This window comes from Gemmobacter serpentinus (assembly GCF_008973825.1).
In the GTDB taxonomy this organism is placed as follows: domain Bacteria; phylum Pseudomonadota; class Alphaproteobacteria; order Rhodobacterales; family Rhodobacteraceae; genus Gemmobacter; species Gemmobacter serpentinus.
Map to the genome: position 1 here is coordinate 1 of NZ_WCHR01000044.1, position 25,571 is coordinate 25,571.

Annotated in this window: 22 protein-coding genes and 2 tRNA genes; 20 read left to right on the top strand and 4 right to left on the bottom strand. The window is 64.1% G+C overall.

Annotated features, from left to right (window positions below; translation table 11 throughout):
• The first annotated feature begins 372 nt into the window (after positions 1 to 372).
• From GBJ34_RS18925 to rpoD, 3 genes are all read left to right on the top strand, one after another.
• A complete protein-coding gene (locus GBJ34_RS18925; protein WP_151720756.1) occupies positions 373 to 1,413 on the top strand; it encodes an amidohydrolase family protein in 1,041 nt (346 codons plus the stop codon).
• A gap of 40 nt (positions 1,414 to 1,453) precedes the next feature.
• The gene (gene dnaG, locus GBJ34_RS18930; RefSeq protein WP_151720757.1) at positions 1,454 to 3,451 is read left to right on the top strand and encodes a DNA primase; all 1,998 of its coding nucleotides are present in this window, start codon (positions 1,454 to 1,456) and stop codon (positions 3,449 to 3,451) included.
• A gap of 124 nt (positions 3,452 to 3,575) precedes the next feature.
• On the top strand, positions 3,576 to 5,570 hold the full coding sequence (rpoD, locus tag GBJ34_RS18935; protein WP_151720758.1) for an RNA polymerase sigma factor RpoD: 1,995 nt from the start codon (positions 3,576 to 3,578) through the stop codon (positions 5,568 to 5,570).
• Between the two features lie 182 nt (positions 5,571 to 5,752).
• Here rpoD and pepT read toward each other — a convergent pair whose 3' ends face one another.
• The gene (gene pepT, locus GBJ34_RS18940; RefSeq protein WP_151720759.1) at positions 5,753 to 7,012 is read right to left on the bottom strand and encodes a peptidase T; all 1,260 of its coding nucleotides are present in this window, start codon (positions 7,010 to 7,012) and stop codon (positions 5,753 to 5,755) included.
• 216 nt (positions 7,013 to 7,228) lie between these two features.
• Here pepT and GBJ34_RS18945 point away from each other — a divergent pair, with 216 nt between their 5' ends.
• The 3 genes from GBJ34_RS18945 to GBJ34_RS18955 all read left to right on the top strand — a co-directional run bounded on the left by GBJ34_RS18945 (position 7,229) and on the right by GBJ34_RS18955 (position 9,108).
• A complete protein-coding gene (locus GBJ34_RS18945) occupies positions 7,229 to 8,002 on the top strand; it encodes a lytic murein transglycosylase (protein WP_151720776.1) in 774 nt (257 codons plus the stop codon).
• A gap of 60 nt (positions 8,003 to 8,062) precedes the next feature.
• Positions 8,063 to 8,137 (top strand) — tRNA-Glu (locus tag GBJ34_RS18950).
• Between the two features lie 482 nt (positions 8,138 to 8,619).
• Complete coding sequence (locus GBJ34_RS18955; RefSeq protein WP_151720760.1) at positions 8,620 to 9,108, top strand: MmcB family DNA repair protein; 489 nt, start codon at positions 8,620 to 8,622, stop codon at positions 9,106 to 9,108.
• On the opposite strand, the gene GBJ34_RS18960 is transcribed toward GBJ34_RS18955, so the two are convergent.
• Complete coding sequence (locus GBJ34_RS18960; RefSeq protein WP_151720761.1) at positions 9,089 to 9,304, bottom strand: DUF6324 family protein; 216 nt, start codon at positions 9,302 to 9,304, stop codon at positions 9,089 to 9,091. The genes GBJ34_RS18955 and GBJ34_RS18960 overlap by 20 nt on opposite strands.
• A 104-nt stretch (positions 9,305 to 9,408) precedes the next feature.
• On the opposite strand from GBJ34_RS18960, the gene GBJ34_RS18965 reads away from it, so the two are divergent.
• From GBJ34_RS18965 to GBJ34_RS18975, 3 genes are all read left to right on the top strand, one after another.
• Positions 9,409 to 9,485 (top strand) — tRNA-His (locus GBJ34_RS18965).
• Positions 9,486 to 9,714: 229 nt separating this feature from the next.
• The gene (locus GBJ34_RS18970; RefSeq protein ID WP_151720762.1) at positions 9,715 to 12,048 is read left to right on the top strand and encodes a Tex family protein; all 2,334 of its coding nucleotides are present in this window, start codon (positions 9,715 to 9,717) and stop codon (positions 12,046 to 12,048) included.
• Positions 12,045 to 13,073, top strand: a complete 1,029-nt coding sequence (locus tag GBJ34_RS18975) for an AbrB family transcriptional regulator (protein WP_226341278.1) — start codon at positions 12,045 to 12,047, stop codon at positions 13,071 to 13,073. The genes GBJ34_RS18970 and GBJ34_RS18975 overlap by 4 nt, the downstream gene beginning before the upstream one ends.
• A 101-nt stretch (positions 13,074 to 13,174) precedes the next feature.
• On the opposite strand, the gene tldD is transcribed toward GBJ34_RS18975, so the two are convergent.
• Entirely contained in the window at positions 13,175 to 14,596 is a 1,422-nt protein-coding gene (tldD, locus tag GBJ34_RS18980; RefSeq protein WP_151720763.1) for a metalloprotease TldD, read from the bottom strand.
• A gap of 168 nt (positions 14,597 to 14,764) precedes the next feature.
• Between tldD and coxB the strand changes: the two genes are divergently transcribed.
• From coxB to GBJ34_RS19030, 10 genes are all read left to right on the top strand, one after another.
• Positions 14,765 to 15,652 (top strand): cytochrome c oxidase subunit II, encoded by an 888-nt coding sequence (gene coxB, locus GBJ34_RS18985; protein WP_151720764.1) that lies wholly within the window; start codon positions 14,765 to 14,767, stop codon positions 15,650 to 15,652.
• Positions 15,653 to 15,802: 150 nt separating this feature from the next.
• The gene (cyoE, locus tag GBJ34_RS18990; protein WP_151720765.1) at positions 15,803 to 16,744 is read left to right on the top strand and encodes a heme o synthase; all 942 of its coding nucleotides are present in this window, start codon (positions 15,803 to 15,805) and stop codon (positions 16,742 to 16,744) included.
• A gap of 1 nt (position 16,745) precedes the next feature.
• Positions 16,746 to 16,949 carry a hypothetical protein gene (locus GBJ34_RS18995; RefSeq protein ID WP_151720766.1) on the top strand — a complete coding sequence of 68 codons (204 nt, stop codon included), beginning with the start codon at positions 16,746 to 16,748 and terminating at the stop codon, positions 16,947 to 16,949.
• Positions 16,946 to 17,524: a cytochrome c oxidase assembly protein gene (locus GBJ34_RS19000; protein WP_151720767.1), complete on the top strand. Its 579-nt coding sequence runs from the start codon at positions 16,946 to 16,948 to the stop codon at positions 17,522 to 17,524. The genes GBJ34_RS18995 and GBJ34_RS19000 overlap by 4 nt, the downstream gene beginning before the upstream one ends.
• 25 nt (positions 17,525 to 17,549) lie before the next feature.
• Complete coding sequence (locus GBJ34_RS19005; RefSeq protein ID WP_151720768.1) at positions 17,550 to 18,353, top strand: cytochrome c oxidase subunit 3; 804 nt, start codon at positions 17,550 to 17,552, stop codon at positions 18,351 to 18,353.
• 140 nt (positions 18,354 to 18,493) lie between these two features.
• Entirely contained in the window at positions 18,494 to 19,150 is a 657-nt protein-coding gene (locus GBJ34_RS19010) for an SURF1 family protein (RefSeq protein WP_226341279.1), read from the top strand.
• A 9-nt stretch (positions 19,151 to 19,159) separates the two neighbouring features.
• Positions 19,160 to 20,545 carry a threonine synthase gene (gene thrC / locus GBJ34_RS19015; RefSeq protein ID WP_151720770.1) on the top strand — a complete coding sequence of 462 codons (1,386 nt, stop codon included), beginning with the start codon at positions 19,160 to 19,162 and terminating at the stop codon, positions 20,543 to 20,545.
• Complete coding sequence (locus GBJ34_RS19020) at positions 20,542 to 21,801, top strand: M16 family metallopeptidase (protein WP_151720771.1); 1,260 nt, start codon at positions 20,542 to 20,544, stop codon at positions 21,799 to 21,801. Before thrC ends, GBJ34_RS19020 begins: the two co-directional genes overlap by 4 nt.
• Positions 21,801 to 22,385 carry a GNAT family N-acetyltransferase gene (locus GBJ34_RS19025; protein ID WP_151720772.1) on the top strand — a complete coding sequence of 195 codons (585 nt, stop codon included), beginning with the start codon at positions 21,801 to 21,803 and terminating at the stop codon, positions 22,383 to 22,385. Before GBJ34_RS19020 ends, GBJ34_RS19025 begins: the two co-directional genes overlap by 1 nt.
• 22 nt (positions 22,386 to 22,407) lie before the next feature.
• Entirely contained in the window at positions 22,408 to 23,811 is a 1,404-nt protein-coding gene (locus GBJ34_RS19030; protein WP_151720773.1) for an FAD-binding oxidoreductase, read from the top strand.
• A gap of 302 nt (positions 23,812 to 24,113) precedes the next feature.
• On the opposite strand, the gene GBJ34_RS19035 is transcribed toward GBJ34_RS19030, so the two are convergent.
• Positions 24,114 to 24,647, bottom strand: coding sequence for an adenine phosphoribosyltransferase (locus GBJ34_RS19035; protein ID WP_151720774.1), 534 nt, complete (start codon positions 24,645 to 24,647; stop codon positions 24,114 to 24,116).
• Positions 24,648 to 24,954: 307 nt separating this feature from the next.
• Between GBJ34_RS19035 and GBJ34_RS19040 the strand changes: the two genes are divergently transcribed.
• Positions 24,955 to 25,443 (top strand): GNAT family N-acetyltransferase, encoded by a 489-nt coding sequence (locus GBJ34_RS19040; protein WP_151720775.1) that lies wholly within the window; start codon positions 24,955 to 24,957, stop codon positions 25,441 to 25,443.
• The last annotated feature ends 128 nt before the right edge of the window (positions 25,444 to 25,571 follow it).

Consider the following 25,571-nt stretch of genomic DNA (forward strand, 5'->3'; position numbering starts at 1 on the left):
ATGTGACCTTCCGCCGTCAGAGCTGAGACGCGCGGGCCAGAGGAGTCCGGGCCCCAAGAAACCTGCGCCGAGAAACGCGAGAATTGGGCGGAAGTGAGGGGGCCAGCCCCCTCTTGAGCCTGCGGCTCAATTCACCCCCGGGATATTTGGGAACAGATGACGTAGGAGGGGCGGCTCTTGAAACGCGCGTCGCGTGTCAGCGGCGCGCGCTTTCTGCCTGCATTCATCTGTTCCCAAATATCCTCTGGGGGTGCGGGGGGCGAAGCGCCCCCGCGTGCAGGATGGAACACAGGCGCAACGCGCGCAGGCCAAGCCCGGATTTTACCACCCAGATACGAGGCTCATCGGGCAACCTTCGCGGAGCCCTGTCCGATGCGCATCACCAATTGCCACACCCATACCTTTACCGCCGCCCATATCCCGCAGCACTACCCGCATTGGGCGCTGCTGCCCTTCAAGCGCGCGCCGGGGCTGTTGCGGGCGCTGGCATTGCTCGCCCGGGTGCTGGGGCAGGAAGGGGCTGCCGCCGCCCTGCGCAGGCTGCACCGTTTTCAGCAAGAGGCAGGCCAGCCGCGGCAGGCCGATATCTTTGCCCGGCTGATCGCGCAATATCCGCACGGCAGCCGCTTTGTGGTGCTGCCGATGCAGATGGCGGGCATGGGGCAGGGCGCGCCGCATGTCGATCTGGTTGCACAACATGACGAACTGGCGGCACTGGCCCGTGCCTGGCCCGGGCTGGTCATTCCCTTTGCCACCTGCGATCCGCGCCTGCCGGGGGCGGCGGCCGAGGTGCGGCGCTGCGTCAACGATCTGGGATTTCGTGGCTTGAAACTTTACCCGCGCCTTGGCTTCGCGCCCGACCATCCGGTGCTGATGCGCGAGATCTATCCGCTGCTGGATGCGCGCGGCTTGGCCGTGGTTTCGCATTGTTCACGCGGCGGCGTCACCGGCAATGTTTCCCGCGCCGAGGCGGATTGCGTCTCGCACCCGATGGCCTTCGCGCCGGTGCTGCGGGCCTTTCCGCACCTGCAGGTCAATCTGGCGCATATGGGCGGGCAAAGCGATTGGCAGGCCTATATCCGCGACGGGATCGACCCCTATCATTGTGAGACCAGCGGCGGAAACTTCCTGATGGCGCTGCGTCGCATGATCGAGGGCGGCGAATATCCCAATCTCTGGACCGATCTGTCTTACACGCTGTTTCAATCCGAGGCCTTCCTGCCCTTCCTGCGGCTGTTTCTGGATCACCCGAAGATGCGGGCGCGGGTGCTGTTCGGATCGGACTTCTACATGACCCGGCAAGAGGCCCTGTCGGAACGCGCCGTGGCGGTGCGGCTCCGCGCCGGGCTGGGCGAGGATCTGTTTCGCCAGATCGCCGAGACCAATCCCGAGCACTGGCTGGGCGAACGCTGACGCTCTGGACTTCGCCCGGCCCAATGCCGATATAGGGATCATGTCCCTGCCACCCGGATTCCTTGACGAGCTTCGCAATCGCGTCACGCTCTCCAGCGTGGTCGGCCGCAAGGTCGTGTGGGACATGCGCAAATCCAATCAGGCCAAGGGCGATTTCTGGGCACCATGCCCCTTCCATCAGGAAAAATCAGCCTCCTTCCATGTCGATGACCGCAAGGGGTTTTACTACTGCTTCGGCTGCCATGCGAAGGGCGATGCGCTTGGCTTTCTGAAGGAATCCGAGAACCTCTCCTTCATGGAAGCGGTCGAGATGCTGGCGCGCGAGGCGGGTATGCAGATGCCCGCGCGTGATCCGCAGGCCGCGCAGAAGGCCGATCGCCGCAGCCAGCTGGCCGAGGTGATGGAAGAGGCGGTGAAGTTCTACCGCCTGCAATATCGTGCGGGCGCGGGCCAGATGGCGCGCGACTATGTCAGCCAGAAGCGCCGCCTGTCGGATGCAGCCCAAGACCGTTGGGAGATCGGCTGGGCCCCCGACAGCCGAGTGGCCTTGCTGAATGCGCTGAAGGCCAAGGGCGTGCCGCCCGACCTGATGGTCGATAGCGGCGTGATCGCGCGGGGCGATGATGGCAGCCTTTATGACCGTTTCCGCGCGCGGGTCATCTTTCCGATCCGTGATGCGCGCGGGCGCGCGATCAGCCTTGGGGGCCGGTCGCTCGATCCCAATGCGCGGGCGAAGTATCTGAACGGCCCGGAGACCGAGCTGTTCGACAAGGGGCGCAACCTGTTCAACCATGGCCCGGCGCGCGAGGCTGCCGGCAAGGGCCGGCCCCTGATCGTGGGCGAAGGCTATATGGATGTGATCGCCATGGTGGAGGCGGGATTTCCTGCAGCCGTCGCCCCCTTGGGCACCGCGATCACCGAGGATCAGCTGCGCCTGATGTGGCGCATCAGCCCCGAGCCGATCATCACGCTGGATGGCGATACCGCCGGGCAACGCGCGGCGCTGCGCGTCATTGATCTGGCCTTGCCGCTGCTGGAGGCGGGACAGGGCCTGCGCTTTGCGGTGCTGCCGCAGGGCCTCGACCCGGATGATCTGTTGAAGCAAAAGGGCGCGCCCGCGCTGCAAGAAGTGCTGGATCAGGCGCTGCCGATGGTGGCGCTGCTATGGCGGCGCGAGACCGAGGGGCGGGTGTTCGACAGCCCCGAACGCAAGGCCGCACTTGATAAATCGCTGCGCATGGCGCTGATGAAGATCAAGGATGCCTCGATCCGCAAGCATTACGGCGAGGATATCAAGGAACTTCGCTGGGATCTGTTCCGCCAGGGCCGCCGCCCGGCCCGCAGCCTGGATCGGCCCTTTGGCGCACCGGGCATGAGCTTCCGCCCGGGTGGCCGCAATGCCAAGCCCCAGGCGGTGGAGCCGCTGGCCACCACACGCGCCTCGATGCTTGGGTCCAATGACGGTGAGGCGGCGGTGATCGAGCTGCGGGTTTCGGTGGTGCTTGCGACCTTCTGCCTGCATCCCTCCCTGATCGACCGGCACGAGGCGCAGATCGAACGCATGGTGCTGGGCGATGACATGCATCGCCATCTGCGGCAGGTGGTTCTGACCCATGCCCATGACCACGACCCGGAAACCTGCGCCGCCCGTCTGGCGCGCGCCGCTGGTCCGGCCCTTGAAACCCTGCTCGCGCATCCCCAAATCCGCATCCAGCCGCATATCCGTCGCCCCGATGATTCCGACAGCGCGGAAAAATGCCTTGAGATGGAACTGGCAAAACTGGCCGCCCATTGGGGGGCCGAGGCCGAGATGCGCGAAGCGTCCGAGGATATCGAAGGTCTGGCCGATGAGGGGCTGACCTGGCGGATCAGCGAGGCGGCGCGCGCGATCAGGGATGCCGAAAAAGGTCCCGAGGCCGCCAGGGCCGACGGGGTTGTCGCCCCGAACGGGGTTGAACTTGATCGCGAGGACCTGGACAAGGCCCAGCAGGTTTGGGCCAGTATCGACTTTTCGCGGGGTGGCAAGGCCCGCAAATGAGGCCCCTGTTGCGTTTTCACGCAATGCAGGGCACCCACACCCCTTGCCCTTCCGTGATTCGCACGGTTGATTCGTAACCAATGCGGCTGATTCGGCCGACCCCGACGTGCCTTCAGGAGATCCCATGGTCAAAGACACCGATGACGGCAAACCCGAGGATCAGGAGGCCGATGTCTCGCTCGACATGAGCCAGGCTGCTGTGAAGCGGATGATCGCGGATGCGCGCGAGCGTGGCTATATCACCTATGACCAGCTCAATGCCGTGCTGCCGCCGGAACAGGCCTCGTCGGAGCAGATCGAGGATGTGATGGCGATGCTCTCCGAGATGGGGATCAACGTCGTCGAGAATGAAGAGGCCGAAGAGGGCGAGACCGGCGGCGAGCTGGTCGAGGCCGGATCGACCTCGCGTGAAGTGGCACTGGCCGGTGCAGCCTCCGAGACGCTGGACCGCACCGATGATCCGGTGCGCATGTATCTGCGCGAAATGGGTTCGGTTGAACTGCTGTCGCGTGAGGGCGAGATCGCCATCGCCAAGCGGATCGAGGCTGGCCGTAACACGATGATCGCGGGCCTCTGCGAAAGCCCGCTGACCTTCCAGGCGATCACCATCTGGCGCGACGAACTTCTGAACGAAGACATTCTGCTGCGCGACGTGATCGACCTTGAAGCGACCTTCGGGCGCAGCCTGGATGGCGATGACGAGATGGGTGGGCTGGAAGAGGTGGATATGTCCGCCGCCGCCCCCGCGCAGCCGCGCCGCCCGGCCTCGAACGAGCCGGAGCTGGATGCCGACGGCAATCCGATCTCGCGGGGCGATGACGACGACGAGGATGACGAAGCCTCGAACATGTCCATCGCCGCGATGGAGAACGCGCTTCGCCCGAAAGCGTTGGAAACGCTGGAACGCATCGCGCTGGATTACGAGACGCTGTCGGAAATGCAGGATCGCCGGATGCTGGCCACGATGAATGGCTCGGCCGCGCGCTTTACGGCGGAAGACGAGGCGATCTATCAGAAGCTGCGTTCCGAGGTGGTGCAGCTGGTGAACGAGCTGCATCTGAACAACAACCGGATCGAGGCGCTGATCGACCAGCTTTACGGCATCAACAAGCGCATCATGTCGATCAATTCCGGCATGGTGAAGCTGGCCGATGCCGCGCGGATCAATCGCCGCGAATTCATCGACGAATATCAGGGCTATGAACTGGATCCGGCATGGATCGACCGGATGGCGGCAAAGCCGGGCCGGGGCTGGCAGACGCTGGTGGAGAAAAGCCGCGACAAGCTGGAAGAGCTGCGCAATGACATGATGCAGATCGGGCAATATGTCGGCGTCGATATTTCCGAATTCCGCCGTATCGTGCAGCAGGTCCAGAAGGGCGAGAAAGAGGCGCGTCAGGCCAAGAAGGAAATGGTCGAGGCCAACCTTCGACTGGTGATCTCCATCGCCAAGAAATATACCAACCGCGGCCTGCAATTCCTTGATCTTATTCAGGAAGGCAATATCGGTCTGATGAAGGCGGTCGACAAGTTCGAGTATCGCCGGGGCTACAAGTTCTCCACCTATGCGACCTGGTGGATCCGTCAGGCGATCACCCGCTCCATTGCCGATCAGGCGCGCACCATCCGTATTCCGGTGCATATGATCGAGACGATCAACAAGCTGGTGCGCACCGGCCGTCAGATGCTGCACGAGATCGGCCGCGAGCCGACGCCGGAAGAACTGGCGGAAAAGCTGCAAATGCCGCTGGAAAAGGTTCGCAAGGTGATGAAGATCGCCAAGGAGCCGATCAGTCTCGAAACGCCGATCGGCGACGAGGAAGACAGCCAGTTGGGCGATTTCATCCAGGATACCAACGCGATCCTGCCGCTGGATTCGGCCATTCAGGAAAACCTGAAGGAAACCACGACCCGCGTGTTGGCCAGCCTGACCCCGCGCGAGGAACGCGTGCTGCGGATGCGCTTTGGCATCGGGATGAACACCGACCATACGCTGGAAGAGGTGGGCCAACAGTTCAGCGTGACGCGCGAACGCATCCGCCAGATCGAGGCCAAGGCGCTGCGCAAGTTGAAGCACCCCAGTCGCTCGCGCAAGCTGCGCAGCTTCCTCGACCAATAAGAAGAAGGCGCCCTGCGGGGCGCCTTTTCGTTTCGGGTGTTTGATGACCTATCTGCGGGCCAGGCGGGTGGGCAGGTCACGGAACGGGCGCTGGTCTTGGGCTCATCCGCTGTGATGGTCGGCCCGGCGAGCCATGATCGCCACAACCGCCTCGGATCTTTCCGCCCGCATCATTCCGCGTCTCAGGCCCTCGCGGCCTCTTGCACCAGCCGCAGGCAGACCCGCAGCGATTGCGCCATATCCTGCACGCTGATCCATTCCAGTGGCCCGTGAATCTCCTGCATTCCGGTAAAGACATTGGGACAGGGCACGCCCATCTCAGTCAGGCGCGAGCCGTCGGTGCCGCCCCGGATCGGCACAGAGACGGGCTCGATTCCCTCGGCACGGCAGGCGGCGCGGGCCAGGTCCACCGGCGTCATGTCCTTTTCCAGCCAGTAACGCATGTTGCGATATTGCGGCCGGATCTCCAGCTGGATCGCCGCGCGGGGTTCCGCCACTTGCAGGGCGGCGCAGGCGCTGCGCAGCACATCGGCCTTCTGTGCCAGCCCGTCCAGCTCAAAGTCACGCAGGATGAAGCGCAGCTCCGCCTCGGCAGCACCGCCACGGATATCATGCAAGTGGATGAACCCTTCGCGCCCCTCTGTCACTTCGGGCGTCAGCGTGGCTTGCGGCAGAAAGGCGATCAGCCGACCGGCAAGGGTCGCGGCATTCACCATCTTGCCCTTCGCCGTGCCGGGATGGGTAGAGACGCCGGTGATCTTCACCACCGCCCCGTCGGCCGAGAAACTTTCATATTCGATCTCGCCCACCGCGCCGCCATCCAGCGTATAGGCGAAATCGACGCCCAGATCGGTGGGCAGACGCGGATCGACGCCGCGCCCGATCTCCTCATCCGGGGTAAAGGCGATGCGGATCGTCGGATGTGCGAGATCGGGCCGCGCCAGACCGGGCTGTGCCAACAACTGCCCGGCCAAGGCCATCAGGATCGCCACCCCGGCCTTGTCATCGGCCCCCAGCAGCGTGGTGCCCGAGGCGGTGATGATGTCATGTCCGATCTTGGTGCCGAGATAGGGCGAGACCTCGGGCGACAGCACCAGCCCCGGCGCATCGGCAAAGCTGATCGCGCCGCCATTATAGCGGCGATGGACCACAGGCTTCACACCGCTGGCGGCGAAGGCTGGTGCGGTGTCCATATGGGCGACAAAGCCGATGCGGGGGCCGGTTGACGTGCCGGGAATCGTCGCCAGCACCGCACCGTAATCCGTCAGGTGAACGTCGCTTGCGCCAAGCGCCGACAGCTCCGCCACCAGCAGGCGCGCCATATCCAGCTGAATCGCGGTGCTGGGTTGGCTCGGGCTATCCTCATCGCTCTGGCTGTCGATGGCGGTGTAGCGCAGCAGGCGGGTTTCCAGCTCGGTCTCGATATCGGGGCTTTGGGTCATCTGGGGTCTCCGGTTCCGCGGCTATCAGGCGGCGGCGCGGCCCCGGTGTCAACCATGTGACAGAATGCGACTACGGGCGGCGGAATCCCGCGTTGATTTGATCGGCGGGGCCCGAATTTCCCCTGCCGCGCGCTTGCGCGACTTTTGCAAGGTCGTAAACTGAGACAAACCAAAAGGAGCCCTCAGGTGTTTCAAATCAAGGCATTTACTGTGACCATGGCCCTGCTGGGTCTGGGCGCGGGTCAGGCATTGGCCGTGACCTGCAGCGATACCGGCGCGGCATATGAGACATGGAAACCCCTTATGGCGCAGGAAGCTGCCGCTGCCGGGGTGGGGGATCGCGGGATCGCCGCCCTGATGGGCACGAGCTATGCCTCCAAGACCATCGCCGCCGACCGCAATCAGAAAAGTTTCAAATACACGCTGCAGAAATTCCTGCAGGTGCGCGGTGCCGATACGATCGTGGCACAGGGCCGCAAGCGCAAGGCGGGCAATGCCGCGTTCTATCAAAGCCTTGAGGCCCGCTATGGCGTGCCGGCTGGCGTGATTCTGGCGATTCACGGCATGGAAACCGGCTTTGGCAATTTCATGGGCGACAGCAATGTCGTCTCGGCCATCGCGACGCTGGCTTATGACTGCCGCCGCTCGGATTTCTTCACCCCGCATCTGGTGGCGGCGTTGAAGCTGGTCGATCAGGGTTCGATCACCACCAAGACAGTCGGTGCCAAGCATGGCGAGGTGGGGCATACCCAGTTCCTGCCCGGAAATGTGCTGCGCTACGGCGTGGATGGCGATGGCGACGGGCGGATCGACCTGACAAAACAGGCCGATGCGCTGGCCTCGACCGCCAATTTCCTGGCGCAAAAGGGCTGGCGCCCGGGTGCCGGCTATCAGGAGGGCGAGCCGAATTTCGCCGTCATCAAGGAATGGAACGCGGCCAAGGTCTATCAGCAGGCCATCGCGATCATGGGCGCAAAAATCGACGGCTAAGCGCCGTTTTCCCTCTTGCAGCCCCGGCGTGAGGCGGCTAAACACCGCCTCACCAAGCGCGGTCCGTTCGTCTATCGGTTAGGACACCAGGTTTTCAACCTGGGAAGAGGGGTTCGACTCCCCTACGGACTGCCACTGGTTTTCCCATTCAGATCAAGCATTTGCGCGCCTTTCTTGAGGTGCGATCTGCCTTTGCCGCAAGCTGGCGTGCTGTCCGATACAAGTTTTGCGCCCGTATCGGGCAACACATCTGCGTCCCGTCATATGTCCCCTATATGCGCAAGTTTTGCGCCGCTCTGGGGCAGCAGGATGAGGAAGGGAAAAGTGGCGGGCCCGCAGCGACCGTGGGCGACGGATTTTCCCGAGAGCCAGAGGTCTCAGGTGGGAACCAGGTAGCAAGACCAGGATCTTGCCAGAGCCAGCCCCCGTTCATTTGCTTATCGGCCACTGGAAAAGTGTCCCACACGCGAAGAGCAGCACCCGCCACCGCAAGAGATAGGCCGCGCCGTGGCGCAGGGCAAGGGCAGCCGCAAAGGCGCGCGATTTTTCGACGAAAAATCGTGGCATCAGCTTCAGTCAGCTTGACCTGTGTTCACCTTTTATTCATGTTTTGCCGTATGAATGACATTGGATCGCCCGCACCCTCCCTGCCATCGCCGCTGATGCCCGGCCAGCGGCTGGCGCGCGGGGTGGCGCGGCATCTGATGCAACTGGGTTTCGCCTGCGTCGAGGAATTGGTGCCCAGCCCCGGCCTGCGCGTCGATGTGATGGCGCTTGGGCCAAAGGGCGAGGTCTGGATTGTCGAATGCAAGTCCAGCCGTGCCGATTTCGCGGCGGATCGCAAATGGCAGAACTATCTGGAATGGTGCGACCGTTTCTTCTGGGCGGTCGGTCCCGATTTCCCATCCGAGATTCTGCCTGCGGAAAGCGGGTTGATTATCGGCGATGATTACGGCGCCGAGATCCTGCGCATGGCCCCCGCCACGCCGCTTGCGCCGGCACGGCGCAAGGTGATGGTGCAGACATTCGCCCGCCATGCCGCCTGGCGCCTGCAGGCGCTGCGCGATCCGGCGGGCGCGGGCAATTTCAGCGTTTTTTGCCCTTAGGCGCGGAATCAGCCATCAGCCTTGCGGCCTCGGCTGCGGCGCGCAGTTCTTCGGCAATTTCTTCGGCCTCGTCCGGGTCGAAATCCAGCGGCAATTCGATACCGCCCTCGGCCTCGATATAGATTCGCACCATGCCCTGATCGGTCGGCCCGATCTGGATATTCGCGGCGATCTCGCTTTGCTTGTTGATGCTCATGGCAGGCTCCGTTTCTCTGCTTCGGGCGTAGCGAGGAAAAACCGCGATGGCAAGCACGAGGGGGGGTTGCATTCGCCATCGCAGGGGGCTAAATCGCCGCCAGTGCCGACGTAGCTCAGTTGGTTAGAGCACCAGATTGTGGATCTGGGGGTCCCCCGTTCGAGCCGGGGCGTCGGTACCATCCTCAAAAGGCCTCGCCCATCGGGCGGGGCCTTTTGCCTTCCCCTCACAAGACTTGCATTCCCCGGTGATACGGGGCGCGTCGTGGCATCGCCGCCAACGCGGCGCCTATGCCAGCAGCGCCTTGCTGGTCGCGCTGACACCGCGCCGTAATGAACTCGGGCTCAGCTGTGGTCTTGCGTTCAGGGGGGAGGGGGCTATGGTCGCGGCCCAACCCTACAGGAGCCGCCATGATTCAGGACGCCGCCCGCCGCATCCCCCTTGTCATCGCCCGCGAGATCAGCGCCCAGCCCAATCAGGTCGGGGCCGCGATCGAGCTTCTGGACGGGGGGGCGACGGTGCCCTTCATCGCGCGCTATCGCAAGGAGGTGACTGGGGGCCTGGATGATACCCAGCTGCGCATCCTGGCCGAACGGCTGACCTATCTGCGCGAGATGGAGGCGCGGCGCGCCGCGATCTTCAGCTCCATCTCTGATCAGGGCAAGATGAGCGACGATCTGGCCGCCGCCATCGCCAAGGCAGACACAAAGGCCGCGCTGGAAGACATCTATCTGCCCTACAAGCCCAAGCGCCGGACCCGCGCGATGATTGCCCGCGAAAATGGCCTCGGGCCACTGGCAGAGGCGATTCTGGCCGACCGCTGCGCCGATCCGGCTGTGCTTGCGGCGGGCTATATCAATGACGCAGTGCCGGATGCGAAATCCGCGCTGGAAGGCGCGCGCGATATCGTGGCCGAGGGCCTGTCGGAAAATGCCGATCTTCTGGGACGGTTGCGCGGCCATATGAAACAGGTGGCCGACCTGACCGCGACCGTGATCGCGGGGAAGGAGGTCGAGGGGGCCAAGTTCTCCGACTATTTCGCCCATCGTGAAAAATGGGAGAACGCACCCTCGCACCGGGTGCTGGCCATGCTGCGTGGCCGCAACGAAGGTATCCTCAGCGTTGATCTGGAGGTTGATGCCGATGCGCCGCGCGGCCAGTCCCCGGCCGAGCGTATCTGCGGTGCGGCGCTGGAAGCGGCTGGCAGCGGCCCCGGCGATCAATGGCTGCGCGAGGCGGCAAGCTGGGCCTGGCGGGTGAAACTGAAGACCTCGCTCAGCCTGGATCTGATGGGCGAGCTGCGCGACCGCGCCGAGGCCGAGGCGATCAATGTCTTTGCCCGCAATCTCAAGGATTTGCTGCTGGCAGCCCCCGCAGGCGGCAAGGCCACGATGGGCCTGGATCCCGGCATCCGCACAGGGGTGAAGGTTGCGGTGATCGATGCGACCGGCAAGGTTCTGGGCACCGATACGGTCTATCCGTTCCAGCCCAAGAACGATCTGCGCGGGGCGCAGATCGCCTTGGCGCAGTTGATCGCGAAGCATGGGGTGAAACTGATTGCCATCGGCAATGGCACAGCCTCGCGCGAGACGGAAAAGATGGTCGCCGATCTCTTGGCGCATCTGCCGGGCGAAAAGCCGGTCAAGGTTGTGGTGTCCGAGGCCGGGGCTTCGGTCTATTCGGCCTCCGAGCTGGCTGCGCGCGAGTTTCCACAACTGGATGTGTCGCTGCGCGGCGCGGTTTCCATCGCGCGGCGCCTGCAGGATCCGCTGGCCGAACTGGTGAAGATCGAACCCAAGGCCATCGGTGTCGGCCAGTATCAGCATGATGTGGATCAGCACCGCTTGGCGCGGCAACTGGACGCGGTTGTCGAGGATGCGGTGAACGCGGTCGGTGTCGATCTGAATACGGCGTCCGCCCCCCTGTTGGCGCGGGTGTCGGGCGTGGGCGCGGGCCTCGCCGAAAGCATCGTGGCACATCGCGATGCCAATGGCCCCTTTGCCAGCCGGCGCGATTTGTTGAAAGTCGCGCGGCTTGGCCCCAAGGCGTTTGAGCAGGCGGCGGGATTCTTGCGGATTACCGGCGGCAAGGAGCCACTCGATGCCTCATCGGTTCACCCCGAGGCCTATGATGTGGCGCGCAAGATCGTGGCGGCTTGCGGGCGCGACATCCGCGCGATCATGGGCGACAGCGCGGCACTTGGCCGGCTGAACCCGCGCGATTTCATCGATGCCAAATTCGGCCTGCCCACGGTGCAGGACATCCTGGCGGAACTGGAAAAGCCCGGCCGCGACCCGCGCCCCAGCTTCAAGACCGCGACCTTCACAGACGGGGTCGAAGATATCAAGGATTTGAAACCGGGCATGATGCTGGAAGGCACGGTGACCAATGTCGCGGCCTTTGGGGCCTTTGTCGATATCGGCGTGCATCAGGACGGGCTGGTCCATGTCAGCCAGCTGGCCGACAGGTTCGTGAAGGACCCGCATGAGGTGGTGAAGGCGGGCGATGTGGTCAAGGTGCGGGTGGTCGAGGTCGATGTGCCGCGCAAACGCATCGGCCTGACCATGCGCAAGGATGCGGGCGATGCCCGTGAGGCCGCGCGCGAACGCGAGGCCACCCGTGGCCCGCAGCCGAAAGGCGGCAAACCTGCGGCTGCGCGCGGCAATTTCAACGCGGCCCCGCAAAGTAGCGGCGGCGGTGGCAATGCCTTTGCGGACGCATTGCGGGGCAAGTTCGGCAAGTGAGCGTCAACGCGCGCAGGATCGCGCTGGCCCTTGCTCTGGGGGCGGCAGGCGGGGCGGTCTTCTTCCTGCTGCATCTGCCGCTGCCCTGGATGCTGGGCGCGCTGTTCTGCACCATGTCCGCAAGTTTGGCGGGCGTGCGCCTGACCGCGCCCGCGCGGGTGCGCCCGGGCGTGGTTGCGGTGATCGGCGTTCTGCTGGGGGCCAATTTCAAGCCCGAGCTGCTGCAACAGGCCCCGGAATGGGGGCTGTCGCTTTTGGGTCTTGCGCTGTTCCTGCTGCTTGCGGTTGCCATCGTGCTGCCCTGGTATCGCAAGGTTGGCGGCTTTGACGCCCGCACCGCCTATTTCGCCGCCATGCCGGGCGGTCTTTCCGAGATGATCGAACTGGGCGAGGCGGCGGGCGCCAATGTGCCCAAGATCATCCTGGCGCAAAGCCTGCGGATCGTGACCACCATCGCGCTGATCGCGATCTGGTTCCGCTGGTGGCTGGGCCTTGCGGTGGGCAGCAATGCCAGCTCGCTTTGGGAATTTCCGGGCTGGCTGGATCTGGCCATGCTGGGGTTGGCGGCGGTGATCGGCAGTTGGGTCGGCATCAAACTGCGTCTGCCCGCACCCACGCTGATGGGGCCCATGGTGGTCTCGGCCATACTGCATCTGGTCAATCTCACGCAAAGCGCGCCGCCGGCGGTGCTGGTGATCGGGGCGCAAATCATCCTTGGCACCATTCTCGGCAGCCGCTTTCAGGGTATGAAGGCACGGGTGCTGCTGCCTGCTTTGGGGCTCAGCTTCGTGGCGACGCTTGCGATGCTGGGGATGGCATTGGGCTTCGCTCTGGTGCTGGAACGCCTGACCGGACAAAGCTCAGAACAGATCCTGCTGGCCTATGCGCCGGGCGGTCTCACGGAAATGAGCCTGGTGGCGCTGGCGCTTCATGCCGAGGTGGCTTTCGTCGCCCTGCACCATGTGGTGCGCATCCTGATGGTGATCGGCTGCGCCCCGATCGTGTTCCGGCTCTGGCTGAAATGACGGCAAGGGCAGGGGGCGCGCGCGCCCCTTCGCGGCATTCGCCGCTCACCCAAGGGGCGCGCAAGAGCGCGCGCCCGACAGCCCCCCGACCTGGCACGGGGTCAGGTGGCCGACCCGCCAATGGTCAGCCCGCCGATAAGCAGCGTCGGCTGACCCACGCCCACCGGCACCCATTGCCCGGCCTTGCCGCAATTGCCGATGCCGGGGTCCAGCGCCATGTCATTGCCGATGGCGCGGATATTGCGCAGCGCGGTCGCACCATCGCCGATCAGCGTCGCGCCCTTGATCGGCGCGCCGACCTGACCATTGCGGACCCGGTAAGCCTCGGTGCAGGAGAAGACGAACTTGCCATTGGTGATATCGACCTGACCGCCGCCAAAACCCACGGCCCAGATCCCGTCCTTCAGATCAGAAAGGATCGCTGCCGGGTCGGTATTGCCGCCCAGCATATAGGTATTGGTCATCCGCGGCATCGGGATATGGGCAAAGCTTTCCCGGCGGCCATTGCCGGTGCTCTGCACCCCCATCAGCCGGGCATTCTGGCGGTCCTGCATATAGCCGACCAGCACGCCATCCTCGATCAGCACATTGCGCTGCGAGGGCGTGCCCTCGTCATCGACCGAGATCGAGCCGCGCCGGTCGGGCAGGGTGCCGTCATCCAGCACCGTGACGCCGGGGGCCGCGATCCGCTGCCCCATCAGCCCGGCAAAGGCCGAGGTTTTCTTGCGGTTGAAGTCGCCCTCCAGCCCGTGGCCAATGGCCTCGTGCAGCAGGATGCCGGGCCAGCCGGGGCCAAGCACGATATCCATGATGCCTGCGGGCGCGGGCACGGCATCAAGGTTCACCAGCGCCAGCCGCAGCGCCTCGCGCGCGACGGTTTGCCAATGTGCAGGGTCGAGCAGCGCGCGCAGGCCGAAGCGGCCGCCGCCGCCGGTGCCGCCGGATTCGCGCCGCCCGGCCTGTTCGACGATGACCGAGATATTGATCCGCGCCATGGGGCGCACATCGCGGAAGCGCATCCCTTCGGGACGCAGGATCTCGACTTCCTGCAAGCCGGCGCTGATCGTGGCTGAAACCTGCACGACGCGTGGATCAAGGCCGCGGGTGAAGGCATCGATCTCCTTCAGCACATCGATCTTGCCGGCAAATGTTGCATCCAGCATCGGATCGGCATCGGTATATAGCCGGGCATTGGTGCCTTTCGGTGCGTCGGCCCATGTGCCGCCACCATCGCCCACGGCAAGCCGTGCGGTGCCGACCGCCCGTTTCAGCGCGCTTTCCGAGATTTCGGTGGAATGGGCATAACCCGCAACCTCGCCCTTCACCGCGCGTAAGCCAAAGCCTTCGGAGGCATCGTATGAGGCGGTCTTGATGCGACCATCATCCAGCACCAGCGCCTCGGAACGCTTGCGTTCCAGGAAAAGTTCGCCATCCTCCGCCCCTGCGACAGCCTGTCGCAGCAGCGTCAGCGCCTGACCCTCATCCAGAAGCGTGTCGAACGGGCGGAACGGGCTATCGGTCATCTGGGGTCCTTGATCCATGTCAAATGGCGGCGCAACGGCGCACGGTTTTGCTTGTCCTGACCTGCCTAATATGGTTTCAAGTTCGACAGAAACAACGGGATTCTGCCCGCTTATAGGGCATGGTCCAGGAGCGGCTCCGAAAAACCGCAGACGAACGGGATGACACTCATGCGATTCACCAAAACCCTCACCGGGCTCGTGTTGGGCATCATGGCATTTCCGGCCATGGCTGACGAGCTTAAGGTGATCGGCAAGCCAGTGGACGGCCTTCTTGGCTTCCAGCCCGCCGCGACCGAACTCGCGCGTGACATCCATTGGCTGGACGGGATGCTGAACTGGATCATCGGCGCCATCGTGCTGTTTGTGCTGGCCTTGATGCTTTACAGCTTTGCCCGCTTCAACCGCCGCGCCAATCCGACGCCGGCGACCTTCACCCATAACACCCCCATCGAGATCGCGTGGACCCTGGTTCCGATCCTCGTTCTGGCCGGGATCTTCGCCTATTCGCTGCCCGTTCTGTTCAAGCAACAGGAAATCCCGGAAGGTGAGATCGTCATCAAGGTGACCGGCTACCAGTGGTACTGGGGCTATGAATACACCAAGGATGGCGTGACCCCGGTCGAAGAGGGCGCAGAGCCGGTGGCCTTTGAAAGCTTCAAGCTGGAACGCGATCAGCTGGCGCAATATGGCTATCAGGACAGCGATTACCTGCTGGCCACCGATACCGCCATCGTGTTGCCGGTCGGCAAGACCGTGGTGATGCAGGTGACCGCCGCCGACGTGATCCATTCCTGGACCATCCCGGCCTTCGGCGTGAAGCAGGATGCGGTGCCCGGTCGTCTGGCCCAGCTGTGGTTCAAGCCGGAAATGGAAGGCATCTTCTTTGGCCAATGCTCGGAACTCTGCGGCAAGGACCATTCCTATATGCCGATCACCGTGAAGGTGGTGTCCGAGGCCAAATATGCCGAATGGCTGGCCAAGGCCAAGGGCGGCGATGTGCAGCTGTCTTCGGTTGCCATGCAGGATGCGCCGGTGCAATTGGCGGCCAATAACTGATCTGAGCGGGTCGTGGCCAATCGCGGCCGCGACCGGACAGGGTTGTAGCCCGCGGCGCGGGCGTGACCGATGCGAACAAGACGACTCGGACAAGGCAGGGCAGGCGGCGCGTGGCGATACGGGCCGCCTTGCTCCACCGGAGGGAACGGGATGAGCGATATCAATGCCAATGGGGAAATGACCCGGACGGGCGAGGCGGGCTTTGGCGATTATGTCGCCCTGCTCAAGCCCCGGGTCATGTCTCTGGTGGTGTTTACCGCGCTGGTCGGGCTTCTGGTCGCGCCGGTGCCGATGCATCCGTTTCTGACCTTTACCTGTGTGCTGTTCATCGCGCTTGGCGCGGGGGCTTCGGGCGCGCTGAACATGTGGTGGGATGCCGATATTGACCGTGTGATGCGCCGCACCCGCAACCGGCCGATCCCGGCGGGGCTGGTGGAACCGGGCGAGGCGCTTGGCCTTGGTCTGGCGCTGTCGGGCATTGCCGTGGTTATGCTGGCGCTGGCCGCCAATGTCGCGGCCGGGCTGCTGCTCGCCTTCACCATCTTCTTCTATGTCGTGATCTATTCGATGTGGCTGAAGCGGTCGACGCCGCAGAACATCGTGATCGGCGGTGCCGCCGGGGCCTTCCCGCCCATGCTGGGTTGGGTCTGCGCCACCGGATCGGTCAGTGTTGAAGCCGTCTTGATGTTCATGCTGATCTTCATGTGGACGCCGCCGCATTTCTGGGCGCTCGCGCTGTTCATGAACAATGATTACAAGGATGCGGGCGTGCCGATGCTGACCGTGACGCATGGCAAGCGCGTCACCCGCAACCATATCCTGATCTATACGATTGCGCTGGTGCCCTTTGCGCTGGCTGCGGGCTTCACCTCCATCGGTGGGCCGATCTATCTTCTGGTTTCTGCCGTGCTGAATGCGGGCTTCCTCTATGGGGCCTGGAAAATCTGGCGCCGGGACGAGGTGCAGGCCGAGGCCGATCACTATGCAACCGAGAAGGCGGTGTTCAAATTCTCGCTGCTCTATCTCTTCCTGCATTTCAGTGCCTTCCTGCTGGAGGCCGCGCTGAAATCCTTTGGCCTTGGGGGCTGGTAAGATGGCGCTGCATACCGAACACGAAATCCATCAACGTCGCTTTGGCCGCAATGTCGGGCTGGGCGTGGTGTTGGCGGCCTTTGTCGTGCTGATCTTCGGCATGACCGTTGTGAAGGTCACGCGCGGCGATCCGATGCAGGCCTTTGACCATACGGCGCGGCCGGAAATGGTGCCGGTTGAACCTGCCGAGGGGGCAGCGCAATGAGCCTGTCGCCGCAACAGAAAACCGCCGGTTGGCTGGTTGGTGTCGCCGTGACCATGGGCGCGCTCAGCTTTGCCGCCGTGCCGTTCTATGACTGGTTCTGCCGGGTGACGGGCTTTGGCGGCACGACTGCGGTTTCGGCCACCGGGTCGGATACCGTGCTGGAACGCAGCGTGTTGATCCGCTTCGACGCCTCGCGCGAGGCGGGGATGCCCTGGTCCTTCAAACCGCAACAGACCGAGATGCGGGTGAAGATCGGCGAAACGGGTCTGGCCTTCTATGAGGCGCATAATCCGACCGACCGCACCGTCGCGGGCACTGCAAGCTATAATGTCACCCCCGATGCGGCGGGTGGCTATTTCACCAAGATCGAATGTTTCTGCTTTACAGAACAGGTGCTTGCCCCCGGCGAGACCGCGATCATGCCGGTGACCTTCTTTGTCGACCCCGAGATCGTGAAGGATCGCGAGGGCAAATATGTGCGGGAGATCACGCTTTCCTACACATTCCACGAAACCCCGCTGCCGGAAAATCAGGCAGCATTGGCAGTTCCGGCGCAGGCCGGGGCGGTCAACTGATAATACCAACGAGGGATCTACAGAGATGGCCCACGCCAAGAACCACGATTTCCATATCCTTCCCCCCTCGATCTGGCCGTTCCTCGGCTCGGTCGGGGCCTTTGTCATGCTGCTCGGCGCGGTGCTCTGGATGCATGGCTCGGGCCCCTGGCTGGGGCTGATCGGCTTTGTGCTTGTGCTTTACGTCATGTTCGGCTGGTGGGCCGATGTGGTGCATGAAGGCCAGACCGGCGACCATACCCCGGTCGTGCGCATCGGCCTGCGCTACGGCGTCGTGATGTTCATCATGTCCGAAGTCATGTTCTTCGCCGCATGGTTCTGGTCGTTCTTCAAACATGCCATGTATCCGATGGGGCCGCTGTCGCCGCTGGTGGATGGCGTCTTCCCGCCGGAAGGCATCCAGACCTTCGACCCCTGGCACCTGCCGCTGATCAACACGCTGATCCTGCTCTGCTCCGGCTGCGCCTGCACCTGGGCACACCATGCCCTGGCGCATGAGAACAACCGCAAGGACATGATCAACGGTCTGGCGCTGGCGGTCATCCTTGGCATGATCTTCACCGTGCTGCAGGCCTATGAATACAGCCACGCCGCCTTCGGCTTTGCAGGCAATATCTACGGCGCGAACTTCTTCATGGCGACCGGCTTCCATGGCTTCCACGTCGTGATCGGCACGATCTTCCTGCTGGTCTGCATGATCCGTGCGATGAATGGCCATTTCACCCCCGAACAGCATGTGGGATTTGAGGCCGCTGCCTGGTATTGGCACTTTGTGGATGTGGTCTGGCTGTTCCTGTTCGCAGCCGTCTATGTCTGGGGCCAGGGCTGACCCTTCAGGCCGAGACTTGGGCGGGCAGGGTGGTCACACCTGCGCCCGACCCCTTCCCTCGAAAGCGCGGGCCTTGTAACAAGGCCCGCGCTTTTCTTTTTGCCGCAGGCTTTCAGACCGGGACCGCCATGAACCGCCGCATGATCCTTCCGTTGTTTTTCGGCCTACTCGGCGCGCTGACCCTGGTCAGCCTTGGCAATTGGCAGATGAACCGGCTGCACTGGAAAACCGCGATCATCGCCGAGGCCACCGCCCGCATGACGGAGCCGCCCGCGCCCTTGGCGCAGGACATCGCATTCCCGCGCGACCGTTATCTGCCGGTCGCGGTGACGGGCCGCTTCCTTGGACCCGAGCTTCATGTTCTGACTTCGATCCAGAATGAGGGGCCGGGTTTTCTGGTGATCGCGTCCTATGAGACCGATACGGGCCGCAAGATCATGGTGGATCGCGGCTTCATCCCCGAGGATCAGAAGGATGCGGCCCGCCCCCCGCATGCGCAGGCCGTCAGCGGCAATCTCAGCCAGCCCGATGATGTGAACAGCGCCACGCCCGCGCCGGATCTGGCGCGCAACATCTGGTTTGGCCGCGATGTGACTGCGATGGCCACGGCGCTTGGCACCGAACCCGTGCTGATCGTTGCCCGCGAAGACACCGGCGATGGCATTCGCCCGCGCGGCGTCACCGCCACCTTCCGCAACGACCATCTGGGCTATGCGATCACCTGGTATTCGCTGGCGCTTGCATGGTTGGGGATGACAGGGGCCTATCTGTGGCGTATCAGACGCCGGAACGCATGAGGCGAGACGATGCAATATATCTCCACCCGCGGGCAGGCGCCCGTCCTTTCCTTCAGCGAAGCGATGATGACGGGGCTGGCGCGCGATGGCGGCCTTTATGTGCCCGCATCGGTGCCGAAATTCACTGCGGAACAGATCGCGGAACTGGCGGGCCTGCCCTATGAGGAGATCGCCTTCCGCGTCATGCAGCCTTTCATGGGCGAGACGTTCTCGGAACCTGAATTCAAGGGCCTGATCGCCAAGGCCTATGCGGGCTTTGGTCATGCCGCACGCGCGCCGCTGAAACAGCTTGGGCCCGACCATTTCCTGCTGGAGCTGTTCCACGGCCCGACCCTGGCCTTCAAGGACTTCGCCATGCAGCTCATCGGGCAGATGATGCAGGCAGCCCTTGCCAAGACCGGCGAACGCATCACCATTGTCGGCGCCACCTCCGGCGATACCGGATCGGCCGCGATCGAGGCCTTCCGGGGCCTGGCCAATGTCGATGTCTTCATCCTGTTCCCGCATGGCCGGGTCTCCGAGGTGCAGCGCCGCCAGATGACGACACCCTCGGAAAGCAATGTCCACGCGCTGGCGATGGATGGCGATTTCGATGATTGTCAGGCCCGCGTGAAGGATATGTTCAACGATTTCGCCTTCCGCGACGGGGTGCGGCTTGCCGGCGTGAACAGCATCAACTGGGCGCGCGTTCTGGCGCAGGTGGTCTATTACTTCTCGGCGGCGACCAGCCTTGGCGCGCCGCATCGCAAGGTCAGCTTCACCGTGCCGACCGGCAATTTCGGCGATATCTTCGCGGGCTATATCGCCAAGGAGATGGGCCTGCCCATCGACCAGCTGGTGATCGCGACCAATCAGAATGACATTCTCGACCGTGCCCTGCGCTCGGGCGCCTATATGACTGATGGGGTGAAGCCTTCGATCAGCCCGTCGATGGACATTCAGGTCTCGTCCAACTTTGAACGCGTGCTGTTTGATGCCTATGGCCGCGAAGGGGCGGCGGTGGCGCAGCTGATGGCCGATCTGAAGTCCGGTGGCTTCACCATCAGCCAGGGCGCGCTGGAGTTTTTGCGCGAAACCTTCGCCTCGGGCCGTTGCTCGGAAGACGAAACCCGCGCGACGATCCGTGCGACGCTGGCCAATAGCGGTGAGCTGCTCTGCCCGCATTCGGCGGTCGGCGTGAAGGTCGCGCAGGAACAGGGCGGCGCAAGCCCGATGGTCACGCTGGCCACTGCGCATCCGGCCAAGTTTCCCGATGCGGTCGAAGACGCCTCCGGCATCCGCCCGGCGCTGCCGCCGCGCATGGCCGATCTGTTTGAGCGCCCCGAGCGCGTGACCCGCGTGCCCAACGATCTGGCCGCGCTGCAAGATCTTGTCCGCGAAAGGATCGCGCGTTGACGCTTCGTATCACCACGCTGCCCAACGGGTTCCGCATCGTCACCGAACATATGCCGGGGCTGAAATCGGCCTCGGTGGGCGTCTGGGTGCTGGCGGGCGGGCGGCATGAGCGGGCCGAACAGAACGGCATCGCGCATTTCCTGGAACATATGGCCTTCAAGGGCACCGCCAAGCGCAGCCCGCTTCAGATCGCCGAAGAGATCGAGGATGTCGGCGGCTATATCAACGCCTATACTTCCAAGGAAATGACCGCATATTATGCCCGTGTCTTGTCGGGCGATGTGGCGCTGGCGCTGGATGTGATTTCCGACATCGTGCTCAATCCGGTCTTTGATCCGAAAGAGATCGAGACCGAGCGCCATGTGATCCTGCAAGAGATCGGGCAGGCGCTGGATACGCCCGATGACATCATCTTTGACTGGTTGCAGGAAGTCAGCTACCCCGACCAGCCCTTTGGCCGCACCATTCTTGGTCCGGCAGAACGTGTGTCTTCCTTCGGACGCGACGATCTGGTGGGCTTTGTGAAGGCGCATTACGGGCCGGACCAGATGGTGCTGGCCGCGGCCGGTGGCGTCGATCATGATGCGATCGTGGCACAGGCGACGGAGATCTTCGGCGGGCTCGCGCCGGTCGGCAATCTGCAGGTTGCGCCCGCACGCTTTGACGGCGGTGAACGCCGCGAGGTGAAGGGGCTGGAGCAGGTGCATTTCGCCCTGGCCTTCGAGGCCCCGGGCTATCGTCACGCCGATGTCTATACCGCGCAGGTCTATTCCACGGCGATGGGGGGGGGCATGTCCTCGCGGCTGTTCCAGAAGATCCGCGAGGAGCGGGGCCTGTGCTATTCGATCTTCGCGCAATCGGGTGCCTATGAGGATACCGGCTCGATCACTGTCTATGCGGGCACCTCCGAGGCCGAGATCGAGGACCTGACCTGGCTCACCATCGACGAGCTGAAACGCGCGGCAGATGACATGTCCGATGCCGAGGTCGCACGCGCCCGCGCGCAGTTGAAGGCGGGGCTGTTGATGGGGCTTGAAAGCCCGTCATCGCGCGCCGAACGCAATGCGCGGCTTCTGTCGATCTGGGGGCGTATCCCGGATATCGACGAGGCGGTGGCGCGGATCGATGCGGTGGGCACGGCGGATGTGCGCCGCTATGCCGCCGAAATGGCCGCATCGCGCGTGGCGCTTGCGCTTTACGGCCCCGTCGCCGCTGCCCCCGATCTGGAGGCGATCCGGCGCAGGCTTGCCGCCTGATGTTCGGCATTCGCCGCAAGCTACGGATCGAGACCGCGCGCATGACGCTGCGCCTGCCGCTGCATGGCGACTTCAAGGCATGGGCCGATCTGCGCGCCGAAAGCGCCGAATTTCTGGCCCCGTGGGAGCCGGTCTGGGCGCATGACCATCTGACGCGGCGCGCCTTCACCAACCGGGTCTATTGGGCCGCGCGGGCCGAGGCGCAGGGCACGGCGCTGCCGGTCCTGATGTTTCGTCGAGACGATCAACGGCTTCTGGGGGCCATTACGCTCGACAATATCCGCCGCGGGCCGGTGCAGGCCGGCACACTTGGCTATTGGATCGGCGCGCCCTATGCGCGGCGCGGCTATATGCGCGAGGCCATTCTGGCCATGGTGCATCATGCCTTCGTGCAGCTTGACCTGAGCCGGATCGATGCCGCCTGTCTGCCCGAAAACGCCGCCTCACGCGGGGTGCTGGAAAAGACCGGCTTCAAATACGAGGGCGTGGCGCAAAGCTATCTGCAGATCGCCGGGCGCTGGCGCAATCATGTGCTTTACGCCAATTTGCGGGCGGACCGTCGGGGCCGCACCGATGCGGGCTGACCGCCACCAGAAGGAGCGCTGGATGCTGAACCCAATCGATGCCGATTTCCTGGCAAAATTGCCGTCTGATCTGCTGCGCCAGCCCAGCGAGGCCGATCTGGAAGAGCCGCGCGGGCGTTGGCGGGGCCAGGCGGGGGCTGTTGCGGTTCCGCGCAGCACCGAGGATGTGGCACTGATCCTGCGCAGCTGCGCGGCGGCGCGGGTGGGTGTTGTGCCGCGCGCGGGCGGCACCGGCCTTGTCGGCGGGCAGGTCATGCCAGAAGGCCCGGCCCCCCTGCTGCTGTCGCTGGAGCGCATGACCCGGATCCGCGGGATCTGGCCGCAGGAGGGCGTGATCGAGGTGGAGGCGGGTGCGATCCTGACCGACGTCCATGCTGCGGCAGAAGAGGCGGGGCGGATCTTCCCCCTGACGCTGGCTTCGCAGGGATCGGCGCGGATCGGCGGGCTTTTGGGCACCAATGCGGGCGGGGCCAATGTGCTGCGCTATGGCAATGCCCGCGATCTGGTGCTGGGTGTCGAGGCGGTTCTGGCGGATGGCTCGGTGTTGCACGGCCTGAAGCGGCTGAAAAAGGACAATACCGGCTATGATCTGCGCCATCTGCTGATCGGATCGGAAGGCACGCTGGGTGTCATCACCGCAGCCAGCCTGCGGCTGTTTCCGCGTCCGGCAGAGGAGGGGGCGGCGCTCCTGGTCGTGCCGGGGCCCGAGGCTGCGCTCAGCCTGCTGGCGCTGGCCGAAGACCGGCTGCCGGGCATGGTCTCGGCCTTTGAGCTGATCCACCGGCAGGGTCTGGAATTCCTGCGCGAGACCTTGCCGCAGGTCCGCCAGCCCTTTGCCGATATTCCCGACTGGCTGGTGCTGATCGATCTCGGGCTGCCGCAGGGTCTTGATCCGGTCGAGGCTTTGGCCGGGCTGTATGAGGCGGCGGGCGATCTGGTGCAGGATGGGCTGATCGCGCAATCGGAGGCGCAGCGGGCCGAGTTCTGGACCCTGCGCGAATCCATCCCGCTGGCCAATCGCAAGATCGGTGCGATCTCCTCGCATGATATCGCGCTGCCGCCATCGGATTTTCCGGGCTTCATCGCCCGCGCCACAGCAGAACTGGCAAAGATCGGCGATTTCCGCATCAATTGCTTTGGCCATCTTGGGGACGGCAATCTGCATTACAATGTCTTCCCGGCGCAGGGCCGCACGCTTGGCGATTATGAAGCTGTCCGCCAGGCGGTGCCGCGATGCCTCTATGACCTTGTGCATGAGATGGGCGGCTCGTTCAGCGCGGAACACGGGATCGGGCGGCTGAAGGTCCGCGATCTGGAACGCTATGGCGACCCGGCGCGACTGGCCGCCATGCGGGCGATCAAGGCAGCCCTTGATCCGCAGGGCATTCTGAACCCCGGCGCGATGTTGCGCCAAACTGGCGCATGAAATCGCGCGCCGGTCTTGCAGGCCGGCGCTATCTCCGGGCGGGCTTTCTGACCATGGCCGTCGCCACAAAAGCGCGCAGGCGAAGACCTTGGTCGCTGACGGTGGTGTTCTGCGCGGACGGCGCTTTGCAATGGCCGTGACCTGCACAGGCGTCGATTGCAGACGTTTAAGATTGCTGGGGCGGGGATTGCGGAAGATCCCGCCCCACGCACCGATTATACTTGGCATGACGCGGGTGCCTGATGATCCGCGTCGGGCAATATAGCCTGCGCGCCCGGCAAATGGCTGCCTGCGGCCCGGCCTTACAGCCCCTCAAAGGCACAAAGCGTGTGCAGCTTCATGCCCATCTTCTCCAGCCTGGCGCGGCCACCCAGATCGGGCAGGTCGATCACGAAGGCACAGCCGATGATCTCGCCGCCCATGCGCTCGACCAGCCGGATCCCGGCTTCGGCGGTGCCGCCGGTGGCCAACAGGTCATCGACCAGCAGCACCTTTTCGCCGGGGCTGATTGCGTCATCATGCACCTCGACCACCGCCTCGCCATATTCCAGACTATAGGCCTGGCTGATGGTCTGGCCCGGCAGCTTGCCCTTCTTGCGGATCGGCACGAACCCGGTTGAGAGCTGATGCGCCACCGCCCCGCCCAGGATGAAACCGCGCGCCTCGAGACCCACAACCTTGTCGATCCGGGTGCCGGCATAAGGCGTCAGCAACTGGTCGATCGCCATGCGAAAGCCGCGCGGATCGGCAAACAGCGTGGTCACATCGCGAAACAGGATCCCCTCATGCGGAAAGTCGACGATGGTGCGGATGTAATCCTTGATGGTCTTCGACATGGGGTCCTCATGCAACCTCTGCTGTCTCGATAGCATTCCCGCAAAGGCCGCGACAAGTGGGCAGGCGGGCGCGCCGGGCATGGCAGCCTCATGACTGGCACGGCGCGCGGGGATGGCGGTCGACCATGCCGAAAACATGGCGGCGGACCTGGCCGCGTGCGGGCGGCACAGCCCGCAATTGGCATGGCGATGCCCAGGCGCAAAATCACGTCTTTTCCCTGTGACCTGTGCATGTTACCCGCGCATCGACAGACCATGACCACTGGTTCGGGCCGCCCCGCCCGGACCCGATCCGCCGGGGGGACCGATGTATCAGCTTGAGGAAGAGACCGAGGCGGATTGGTGGGAGGTGGAGGCGCTATATGACCTCTGCTTTGCGCCGGGCCGCACCGCGCTGTCCTCTTACCGGCTGCGCGACGGGGTGGCGACGGTGGCACCGCTTTGCCTTGTGCTGCGCGATGAGGAGGGCATTCTGGCCGCCGTCATCCGCTATTGGCCGGTCGAGGTGGCCGATCAGGATGTGCTTCTGCTGGGCCCGGTGGCGGTGCACCCGACCCGCCAGGGCGAGGGCTTGGGTGGGCTGTTGATCAATGAAAGTCTGGCCGAGGCCAAGCGCCTGGGCTGGCAGCGGGTGATGCTGGTGGGGGACGCGCCCTATTACCGGCGCTTTGGCTTTCGCAAACTTGAAGATGTGGTGATGCCACCGCCGACCAACCCCGACCGCGTGCTGGGGCTGGAACTGGTGCAGGGCGCATGGGCCAATATAAGCGGCGCGGTGACCAAGGCCAAATCCTGAGCTTGCGCAAGTTGCGACAGGGCCAGATTTTTCCCGAGCCCGAGCCCGAGCCCGAGCCCGAGCCCGAGCCCGAGCCCGAGCCCGAGCCCGAGCCCGAGCCCGAGCCCGAGCCCGAGCCCGAGCCCGAG

Excerpts from the sequence above, each read along its gene's own strand:
- GBJ34_RS18945 (WP_151720776.1), top strand. The coding sequence starts at position 7,229 with ATGGCCCTGCTGGGTCTGGGCGCGGGTCAGGCATTGGCCGTGACCTGC.
- rpoD (WP_151720758.1), top strand. The coding sequence starts at position 3,576 with ATGGTCAAAGACACCGATGACGGCAAACCCGAGGATCAGGAGGCCGAT.
- GBJ34_RS18925 (WP_151720756.1), top strand. The coding sequence starts at position 373 with ATGCGCATCACCAATTGCCACACCCATACCTTTACCGCCGCCCATATC.
- GBJ34_RS18960 (WP_151720761.1), bottom strand. The coding sequence starts at position 9,304 with ATGAGCATCAACAAGCAAAGCGAGATCGCCGCGAATATCCAGATCGGG.
- dnaG (WP_151720757.1), top strand. The coding sequence starts at position 1,454 with ATGTCCCTGCCACCCGGATTCCTTGACGAGCTTCGCAATCGCGTCACG.
- GBJ34_RS19010 (WP_226341279.1), top strand. The coding sequence starts at position 18,494 with ATGATCCTTCCGTTGTTTTTCGGCCTACTCGGCGCGCTGACCCTGGTC.
- GBJ34_RS19035 (WP_151720774.1), bottom strand. The coding sequence starts at position 24,647 with ATGTCGAAGACCATCAAGGATTACATCCGCACCATCGTCGACTTTCCG.
- coxB (WP_151720764.1), top strand. The coding sequence starts at position 14,765 with ATGCGATTCACCAAAACCCTCACCGGGCTCGTGTTGGGCATCATGGCA.
- tldD (WP_151720763.1), bottom strand. The coding sequence starts at position 14,596 with ATGACCGATAGCCCGTTCCGCCCGTTCGACACGCTTCTGGATGAGGGT.
- GBJ34_RS18995 (WP_151720766.1), top strand. The coding sequence starts at position 16,746 with ATGGCGCTGCATACCGAACACGAAATCCATCAACGTCGCTTTGGCCGC.
- GBJ34_RS19040 (WP_151720775.1), top strand. The coding sequence starts at position 24,955 with ATGTATCAGCTTGAGGAAGAGACCGAGGCGGATTGGTGGGAGGTGGAG.
- thrC (WP_151720770.1), top strand. The coding sequence starts at position 19,160 with ATGCAATATATCTCCACCCGCGGGCAGGCGCCCGTCCTTTCCTTCAGC.
- GBJ34_RS18970 (WP_151720762.1), top strand. The coding sequence starts at position 9,715 with ATGATTCAGGACGCCGCCCGCCGCATCCCCCTTGTCATCGCCCGCGAG.
- GBJ34_RS19000 (WP_151720767.1), top strand. The coding sequence starts at position 16,946 with ATGAGCCTGTCGCCGCAACAGAAAACCGCCGGTTGGCTGGTTGGTGTC.
- GBJ34_RS19005 (WP_151720768.1), top strand. The coding sequence starts at position 17,550 with ATGGCCCACGCCAAGAACCACGATTTCCATATCCTTCCCCCCTCGATC.
- GBJ34_RS18955 (WP_151720760.1), top strand. The coding sequence starts at position 8,620 with ATGAATGACATTGGATCGCCCGCACCCTCCCTGCCATCGCCGCTGATG.
- cyoE (WP_151720765.1), top strand. The coding sequence starts at position 15,803 with ATGAGCGATATCAATGCCAATGGGGAAATGACCCGGACGGGCGAGGCG.
- GBJ34_RS19025 (WP_151720772.1), top strand. The coding sequence starts at position 21,801 with ATGTTCGGCATTCGCCGCAAGCTACGGATCGAGACCGCGCGCATGACG.
- GBJ34_RS19030 (WP_151720773.1), top strand. The coding sequence starts at position 22,408 with ATGCTGAACCCAATCGATGCCGATTTCCTGGCAAAATTGCCGTCTGAT.
- pepT (WP_151720759.1), bottom strand. The coding sequence starts at position 7,012 with ATGACCCAAAGCCCCGATATCGAGACCGAGCTGGAAACCCGCCTGCTG.